Annotated in this window: 6 protein-coding genes; 1 reads left to right on the top strand and 5 read right to left on the bottom strand. The window is 70.8% G+C overall.

What is annotated here, in order from left to right; all coding sequences use genetic code 11:
- Positions 1 to 208 precede the first annotated feature (208 nt).
- Genes ETD85_RS32655 through ETD85_RS32635 form a run of 5 tightly spaced genes read right to left on the bottom strand, consistent with a single transcriptional unit; the run spans position 209 to position 6,196 of the window.
- Positions 209 to 1,375 (bottom strand): ROK family transcriptional regulator, encoded by a 1,167-nt coding sequence (locus ETD85_RS32655; RefSeq protein ID WP_206058830.1) that lies wholly within the window; start codon positions 1,373 to 1,375, stop codon positions 209 to 211.
- A gap of 58 nt (positions 1,376 to 1,433) precedes the next feature.
- Positions 1,434 to 2,930 carry a glycoside hydrolase family 36 protein gene (locus ETD85_RS32650; protein ID WP_138693658.1) on the bottom strand — a complete coding sequence of 499 codons (1,497 nt, stop codon included), beginning with the start codon at positions 2,928 to 2,930 and terminating at the stop codon, positions 1,434 to 1,436.
- 37 nt (positions 2,931 to 2,967) lie between these two features.
- Positions 2,968 to 4,332: an ABC transporter substrate-binding protein gene (locus ETD85_RS32645; protein WP_138693657.1), complete on the bottom strand. Its 1,365-nt coding sequence runs from the start codon at positions 4,330 to 4,332 to the stop codon at positions 2,968 to 2,970.
- 25 nt (positions 4,333 to 4,357) lie between these two features.
- The gene (locus ETD85_RS32640) at positions 4,358 to 5,239 is read right to left on the bottom strand and encodes a carbohydrate ABC transporter permease (protein WP_138693656.1); all 882 of its coding nucleotides are present in this window, start codon (positions 5,237 to 5,239) and stop codon (positions 4,358 to 4,360) included.
- 12 nt (positions 5,240 to 5,251) lie between these two features.
- The gene (locus tag ETD85_RS32635) at positions 5,252 to 6,196 is read right to left on the bottom strand and encodes a carbohydrate ABC transporter permease (protein ID WP_170246953.1); all 945 of its coding nucleotides are present in this window, start codon (positions 6,194 to 6,196) and stop codon (positions 5,252 to 5,254) included.
- A 226-nt stretch (positions 6,197 to 6,422) separates the two neighbouring features.
- Here ETD85_RS32635 and ETD85_RS32630 point away from each other — a divergent pair, with 226 nt between their 5' ends.
- Positions 6,423 to 8,759 carry a fibronectin type III domain-containing protein gene (locus tag ETD85_RS32630; protein ID WP_138693654.1) on the top strand — a complete coding sequence of 779 codons (2,337 nt, stop codon included), beginning with the start codon at positions 6,423 to 6,425 and terminating at the stop codon, positions 8,757 to 8,759.
- Positions 8,760 to 8,801 lie beyond the last annotated feature (42 nt).

Raw genomic sequence — 8,801 nt, 5'->3', positions numbered from 1 at the left:
ACGCCGCCACCCTGATGACCTTGGGCGACATCAACAGCGACGGTCACACCGACATCGCGGCCGTACTCAACGACCATCTCCAGGTCTGGAACGGCAAGGGCGCCAACAACTTCGCCGGCCGGATCGAGCTCGGCCCCGGCTGGACGCCGTACTTCCCCGGCAGCTGAACGCCACGGCGCGTCCGATCTCCGGCGGCGGACGGCCGGGGTCAGGCGCGCGGGGCGACCGGCGCGGGCAGGCCCACGCCGAACAGGCGGGCGTCCACCTCGTCGAGCGCCAGGCGCAGCGCGCCCAGCGCGACGCTCTCGGCGCCCAGGGTGGAGGCGCGGAGCTCGGGAACGCGCAGGCAGGTGCGCCCGAGCTCGCGGCCCAGCTGGTCGAGGATGAGGTCGGCGGAGCGGGAGAAGCCGCCGCCGAGGACGACGACCTGCGGGTCGAGGGTGAGGACCAGGGCGGCGGTGCCGACGGCGAGGTCACGGGTGTAGCGGCGGACGGCGGTCCTGGCCGCCTTGTCTCCGGCGCGGGCGGCGGTGAACACCCAGGCGGCCGCGCCGTCGGCATCGACGCCCGCGGGCAGGCTGGCGCAGTTTTGCAGATGGGAGGGCGCGGTGAGCCAGCGGACGGCCCGCAGCGCGCCGATCTCGCCGGCCGCGCCGCCGAAGCCGCGGCGCAGCGTGCCGTCGATGATCAGGCCTGCGCCGGTGCGCATGCCCGCCAGCAGGTAGACGATGTCGTCGGCGTCGCGGGCCGCCCCCTGCCAGCGCTCGGCCAGAGCGGCCAGCTTGCAGTCGTTCTCCACCTGGATCGGGCAGGAGAAGCGGCCGGCCAGGTGCTCGGCCGGGTTCACGTCGGCCCACCCGGGCAGCGGGGTGAACAGCGTCGTACGGCCGCTGGCGTCGACCGGCCCGGTCACCCCGACGGTGATCGCCCAGAGGTCGTCGGGGGGCAGGCCGACCGCGGCGAGGCACTCGTCCACGGCCGCGTCGACCACCGTGAGCCGCGCCGCCGGGCCGGCGTCCGGGTCGACCGGCAGCCGGGTGGTCCACGCGACGGTGCCGTCCAGGTCGGCGAGCATGACCAGCACCTTGTGCGCGCCGACGTCGACGCCGAGCACGTGCCCGGCGCCGGCGTTGAAGCGGTAGCGGCGGGCGGGCCGCCCGACGACGCTGCTGCCGTCGGGCTCCACGACCGTGAGCCAGCCGTCGGCGACCAGGCCCTGCACGATGACGTCCGTCCCGGGCCGGGACAGCCCGGTGCGGGTGGCCAGCTCCGTGACGGTGGACGGCGGGTGGCCCCGCAGGGCCCGGACGATGCTGAGCGCGTTGAGCTCCCGCATCCGGGTCACGTCCGTCCCGGTCGTGACCTGCTCGGTCACCGTCGCCCCCTCGATCCCCTGGATAATGCTGCGCTCTTTACAAAAGGGTAGTGCGAAGTCAGGAGATCGGATACCACTGCCCGTCGGGTGCGACGGCCGGGCCGAAGTCCACCTCCCGCCCGTCGATGGCGAAGACGTAGCGGCCCTTCCGTACCACGGCGGGCCGGGCCGCCAGGTACGCCGTCATGTCCGCCAGCTCCTCCGCGCGCAGCCACGACGGCGGGTCGGACACCGCGCGGAAGCCGCACACCGTGGCGAGGTCGCGCAGCCAGCCGAGCTGCTGGTCGGAGAGCAGGTTGAGGCGGCTGCGGAAGTACACGACGTCCGGATCGACCTCGGCCAGCGGCGCGTGCCACAGCCGGTGCAGCGTGTTGACCACGGCGTTGCGCGCCATCGCGTCGGACGGATCGTCGCTGGCGTAGTTCTGCCACATCGGGGCCACGTCCGGCCCGCTGCGCAGCCCGTCGAGCAGGCCGAGCGAGGGCAGCAGGATCGCGCCGCTGCCCAGCAGGTACACCTCCGGCCCGGCCGTCCGGCGGATCAGCTCCAGCGCCTGCCGGTAGGCCTGCTCGCGCCCCATCCCGCCCTGCCGCACGCCGGGGGCGGCGCCGGCGTTGATGAAGTCGAGCTTGAGATAGCCGAAGCCCCACTCGTGCACGACCCGCCGGATGAGCTCCGCCACGTGGTCGAGCGCGTCGGCCCTGGACAGGTCCAGCGCCCAGTACCCCGTCCCCCAGTTGTGGCCGGCGACCACGGGCTCGCCCCGCTCGTCCCGCAGCAGCAGCTCGGGCCGCTCGCGGGCGGTGCGCGAGCCCGGCAGCACGATGAACGGCGCCAGCCACAGCCCCGGCGTCAGCCCGGCGGCGGAGATCCGGCCGGCCAGCGCGCGCATCCCGGACGGGAACTTGGCGTTCGGCTCCCAGTCGCCGACCATCTCCTCCCAGCCGTCGTCGACCTGCAACACGTCGAACGGCAGCCCGTCCAGCGTGCCGATGTCCGCGGCCAGCCCCGTCTCGGTGATGCCCTCGTAGTAGGCGTACCAGCTGCACCAGACGTTCCCCGCGCGCCGTCCGCTGCTGCCGAGGCGGGCGGCGAGCGCGCGGGTGTAGGCGTCGAAGACCTCCTCCTCGTCGCCGTACGCGAGGAACCACGGTGCCCCGTCGTCCTCGTACCAGCCGGCGAGCGTGTCGCGGTCGGCCGCCAGGCGCGGGGTGCCGATGCCGAGCGCGCCGAGCAGCAGGACCCGCCCGTCGCCGCCCTGGAGGGCGGCGACGGCGGAGGAGTGGTGGCGGGACGGGTCGTCCCAGACGGGGTCGTCCGCGGTGGTGCGGCGCCGCGGGTCGGCGATGCGCAGCGGCGGCTCGGACAGCCGCCGCCAGCCGCACGGGCTCCACGAGTTCTGCCCGTGCCGGTAGAACAGCGCGTCGCCGAGGCCGTGCAGCACGGCCACCCGGCCGGGTGGCAGCACGACCCCGCCTTCGATCTTCTGTGGCGGCTCGGAGCCGGTCAGCTCAAGGGCTACGGTACGGCCTGCCAGCTCGACGAGCAGCGGCATGATGCTCCTTTTCTCGGTGGTTCTCTGTCCGTCCGGGTCAGGTGAACAGCGCGTTGACCTGGTCGTTGGCCTTCTTGAGCCCTTCGGCGGTACCGATCTGGCCGAGGACGATCGACTGGAGGGCGTCCTGGACGATCTGGCTCACCTCGTTGCCGTGGTCGGTGATGGGCAGCAGGAACGTCTCGCCCTGCGCCTTCGCCGCGTCGAGGAAGACGTGCACGTCACGCCCCTTGGCCTCGTGGGCGGCCGCGGCCTTGTCGCTCGCCGCCTTGATCGCGGGGAAGACGACGGCGTTGCCGGCGACGATGTTCTGGCAGTCGGCGGAGGCGAGGAACTTCACCCACTTCCAGGACTCCTCCGGGTGCTGCGTGCCGGTGAAGATCGCGTCGGACAGGCCGTTGATGGCGGTCTTGCGCCCGCCGGCCGGGCCGACGGGCATCGGGGCCAGGGCGAACTTCTGCTTGGCGTCCGGGCCCAGGTAGGTGTTGATCGTCCACGACCCGGCGAAGGTCATCGCGCCCTTGCCGGAGTTGAGCACCGCGTCGTTGCCCAGCGTGGACTGCTTGTCGAAGCGCGGCGCGTACCCCTTGTCGATGAGCTGCCGGTACCAGTCGATGGTCTGGGCGAGCTTGGGGTCGTCGTACTTGTACTGCGTTCCCCAGGGGTTCTTGTCCAGGTACGTCCATCCGTTGGCCACGGCCAGGTCGCCCCAGCCGTTCTGGCCCTGGGAGCCGTCGGCCCACTGCGGCAGGAAGCCGTACACCTTGACCTTGCTCTTGTCGAAGGCCGGGTCGAGGCCGTTGTGCCCGTTCTCGTCGACCGTGAGCTTGGCGATGACCTGCTGGAGCGTGCCACCGTCGGCGGGGTTCCAGGTGAGGTTCGCCATCTCGTCGGCCTTGACCTTCTGGTCGGCGAGCATCGTGCCGTTGTAGACGAGCGCCACGGTGTCCCAGTCCTTGGGCAGGCCGAACCGCTTGCCGTCCTTCACCCACAGGTCGGCCAGGCCCTCCTGGTACTGGGTCAGGTCCACCTTGTCCCGGGTGACGTACGGCTGGATGTCAAGGATCTGGCCGCTGCCGACGAACTGCGGATAGTAGGACCCGTGGTCGGTCCACACGTCCGGGGCCTGGCCGGCGGCCAGCTGGGTGGTGAGGCTCTGCCAGTACTGGTCCCACGCTGTCTGGGTGATCTTGACGGTGACGTTCGGGTTGGCCGTGTGAAAGGCATCGGCGCACGCCTGGTAGGACGCCAGCTGGTTGTCGTCCCACAGCCAGTAGTCGATCGTGACGTCGCCGCCGGCCGCGGCGCCCGGCGACTCGCCGCCGCCGGATCCGCAGGCGGCGAGGGAGCCGGCGAGGGCCAGCGACAGCAGCGCCAGGCCCGCTCTCTTGGTGGTGTTCATGGGTCGATGCCTCTCTTACGGGGGGTTATTTGATTCCGGAGAAGTTGAGCGACTGCACCAGCCGCCGGCCGAGGAAGACCAGCAGGAGCAGCACCGGCAGGACCGAAAGGGTCGATCCGGCCATGAGCCCGGTCCAGTCCGGGCGGGTGTTGGGCGACTGCTGGAGGAAGACGCCGAGCGCGACGGTGAGGACGCGGGTCTGCTCCTCCCGCCCGACCAGCAGCGGCCACAGGTAGTCCTTCCACGCCCACACCGTCGTGGTGAGCCCGATCGTGATCAGCGGCCCGCGGCTCATCGGCAGCACGATGCGCCAGAACACGCCCCACGCGCCGTTGCCGTCGAGCCGGGCCGCCTCCTCCACGTCGCGCGGGATGGACAGGAAGAACTGCCGCAGGAAGAAGACCGCGAACGGGGTCATCAGGATCGTCGGGGCCACCATCCCGGCGAAGGTGTTGATCAGGTCGAGGTTCTTCACCAGCACGAAGTTGGGCAGGAGCGTGAAGATCGGCGGCACCATGAGCGCGGCGATCACGACGCCGAAGACGAGCTCGCGCCCGGGGAAGCGCAGCCGGGCGAACGCGTAGCCGGCCATCGCGCAGAAGAACGTCTGCAGCGTAGCGATCAGGCCGCTGTAGACGACCGAGTTGAGCAGGTAGCGGGCGAAGTTGATCTGCGCGCCCGACCCGCCGGCCGCGCGGGCCTCCTCCTGGCTGGTGAGGCCGAGGATGCGCAGGAAGTTCACCATCGTCGGGTGCCGCGGGAACAGGGCACCGCTGTCGGCGTAGAGGTCGGCGGCGGGAGTGATGGCCGTGCGGACCATCCAGTAGAAGGGGAACAGGGTGAGCAGGAGGGCCACGGCCAGGACGGCCCAGGCCGGCAGCCGGCCGATGTTCGCGATGCGGCGCAACGTGTTCTCTCCTCAGGCCAGGTCCGAGCGGGACGCCCGCAGCAGCCGCATCTGCACGACCGTGAGCACGCCGAGGACGAGCGCGAGCAGGAGTGCCGCGGCCGAGGCGTAGCCCATGTGGAAGTACTGGAAGGCCTGCTGGTAGATGAAGTAGTAGATGACTCTGATCGCGCTGCCGGCCCCGCTGCCCTTCGAGGCCACGGCGACCGTGTCGAAGATCTGGAACGAGCCGATCAGCGACACCACCAGCACCAGGGCGAGGACGGGCCGCAGCATCGGTAGCGTGATCGAGCGGAACATGCGCAGCTCGCCGGCGCCGTCGATGGCGGCGCTCTCGTACAGGTGCGGCGGGATCTGCAGCATGCCGGCGTAGAGCAGGAGCGCGGTGTAGCCGGTGTACGCCCAGGTGTTGACCATCCCGATCGTCGGCATGGCCCAGTCGGGGGAGACGAAGAAGCCGACCGTGCCGAAGCCGAGCGCCTTCAGCAGGTGGTTGACGAAGCCGAGGTCGGCGTCGAGCAGCCAGATCCACAGCAGGCCGACGGTGACGTTCGGCACCAGCCACGGCAGCAGCAGCATCGCGCGGAGCGCCACCGACCGGGTGAGGCGGTGCATGAGCGCGGCCAGGAGCAGCCCGAGCAGCAGCTGCGAGCCGATGTTGATGACGACGTAGTAGGCGGTGACCGCGAGCGAGTGCCAGAACTGCGGGTCGCGGACGAGCTGCGCGTAGTTGTCCCCGCCGACGAAGGCGGGCTCGCTGAGCAGGTTGTAGTCGGTCAGGGAGTACCAGAACCCGCGGACGGTGGGGTAGCCGAAGAAGATCGCGAAGCCGGCGAGCGCGGGGATCAGGAAGATCCACGCCGCCCGGCGGTCGTCACGCGGCCGGGCCCGTCTTCGCCGGGATGCGCCGTCGTCGTCGCTCGGCTCGGCGACCTGGGACCGTTCCTCGGTCCGCATCGTTCTCATCATCGTCCTCGGCGCTCGGTGAAATTGACCTCTTGTCACGAGATGACTTCCGAATAATGATGTGAGGCATCGGAAGTTTGTCAATAGCTCCTCATAACTTGGCGAGCGTACGGCAGCGTCTCCGAATCCTTCCGTCCCACGTCAACCCCCATGCGGTGGGCTCTCCGGAGCCCGCGGCAGGCTTCGGCCGTCCACGTATCTCGGAGGTTTCTCAGTCATGCCTGCCTTTGTCCTGCCCTCGCGGCGCCTTCGCCGGGCCGTGCTCGCGGCCCTCGCCGCCGTCGCGCTGGCCCTGTTACCGGCCGCCCAGGCGTGGGCGCTCGCGCCGGTCGCCGGCGGGGTGCCGTCCCGGCCCCCGGCCCCGGCGTCGCCCGACCCGTCGCTCCAGGCGCATCCGCTGGCGGCCGCATCCACGCCGCTGGACAACCCGCTCAAGGGCTTCGCCCGCTTCTACTGGCCGGGGAGCGACCAGAACACCGGCTACCCGCACTCCCTCACGTGGAGCTATTTCGGCCTGTCAGAGGTGATGACCGACCCGGCCGACTGCTCGAAGTACAACTGGTCCGTCCTCGACGCCGCGCTGACCGAGATCGCGTCCTACGGCAACCAGGCGGCCGTGCGGTTCTACCTGGAATATCCCGGCGGCAGCGGCAGCCATCCGGCCAACGCCATCCCGCACTGCTTCGACGGGCACGTCACGTACCGGACCAACACCTACTGGAGCACCACCAGCCCGGACTACGACAGCCCGTACCTGCTCGACGCGCTCGGCGACTTCATCGCGGCCTTCGGCGCCCGATACGACGGCGACCCGCGCATCGGGTTCATCCACCTGGGCCTGATCGGGCTGTGGGGCGAGTGGCACACCTGGCCGTTCGACACCGACACCGGCGGCGACACGTACCCGAACTTCATGCCGACCGACGCGCACGCCGCGCAGATCCTCCAGGCGTACGACGACGCGTTCGCGCGGACCAAGCTGGAGGCGCGCTACCCCGACTCGGCGGCGGGCGCGGCGACGAACATGAACATCGGGTACCACGACGACTCCTTCTGCTACCGGGAAGGCTCGCCGCCGGCTGGCGTCACCCTGCCGCAGTCGCTCGGCGGCGCCGGCTACGCCCAGCTCCAGCGGGCACTCAGCCAGGGCGCCGAGAACAAGTGGATCACCGACTCGATGGGCGGCGAGGTCCGGCCCGAGATCCAGTCCTCGGCGTTCGCGTCCTGGCCGGGCGGGTCCGGGCAGGTCGACAACATGAAGGCCTGCATCGAGCTGGAGCACACCACCTGGAAGATCAACGAGCAGAGCCAGAGCTACCCGCCCGGTGACCCGAACGTCGCGGCCGCGGTCCGGCTCATGGGATACGACCTCAGCGTCGGCAACGCGTACTTCAAGAACACCGCGAGCGGGACCACGAACGTGGGCGTCCGGATCAGCAACAACGGCGTGGCGCCGTTCTACTACCCGTGGACGGTCACCCTCGGCCTGAAGAACGCCGCGGGGACCGTGGTCAAGACCTTCGACACGTCCTGGGACCTCCGCACGGTCATGCCGCTCAAGATCCGCGCGTTCCCCGACTGGGGCGTGGGCTCGGACCCGGCCTATCTGGACTACGGCTATCCCCAGTACTTCCAGACCGGCGTGAACCTCTCCGGCGTGCCCGCCGGCGGCTACCAGTGGGTCCTGCGGGTGAAGAACCCGCTGGAAGCCGTGTCGTCGAACGCCAAGAAGCTGCGCTTCGCCAACGCCACCCAGGGCGCCGACGGCTGGCTCGGCCTCGGCCCGGTCACCGTCGGCACGGGCGGCGGCACGGACACCACGGCGCCCAGCGCGCCCGCCGGGCTGGCCTCTCCGTCACGCACGGCGAACGCGGTCACCCTGTCCTGGACGGCCGCCACGGACAACGTCGGCGTCGCCGGCTACCGGATCTACCGCGGCGCCACCGAGGCCGGGACCTCGGCGACGACCACCTTCACCGACACCGGGCTGAGCCCCGCGACCTCCTACACCTACACCGTCAAGGCGTACGACGCCGCGGGCAACACCTCCGCCGCGTCGGCGCCCGTCACCGTCGTCACCCTTCCGGCCTCGTCCGGGGGGCTGGTCGTGGACGACTTCGACGGCAACCCGGCGTACCCGTCCGCGGCGCTCAACGACCTCGGCAAGTGGACCGGCGGCAACTGCTTCCTCAACGGCGGCGGCTCAGGGGCCGTCTCCGGCGGGGCGCTCAGCCTGCGCTACGACAACTGCGGCTGGTTCGGCAGCGACGTCAACACCGGCCTGTCGGCGTACACGTATCTCGTCGTCCGGATCAAGGGCGCGGCAGGAGGCGAGCAGGCCCACTTCAACCTCGGCCTCGGCGGGGTGAGCAAGGTCTTCGGCGACTACACGCTCGACGGCGGCGGGCATCCGGCCATCACGACCGCGTACCAGGACATCAGGATTCCGATGTCCGCGAACGGGATCAACCGCGCGTCCCCCGGACAGCTCGCGATGGGCTTCTGGTACGGCGGCGACAGCACCGTCACCATCGACTCCGTGTCGTTCCAGTGACGTGCCGGGGAGGCCGGGACCCCGGTGCCGGCCTCCTCGACC

This window comes from Nonomuraea zeae, from assembly GCF_005889725.1.
Classification (GTDB): domain Bacteria; phylum Actinomycetota; class Actinomycetes; order Streptosporangiales; family Streptosporangiaceae; genus Nonomuraea; species Nonomuraea zeae.
Note: the sequence above shows the minus strand (reverse complement) of the source record. Positions and strands in the feature narration are given on the sequence as shown.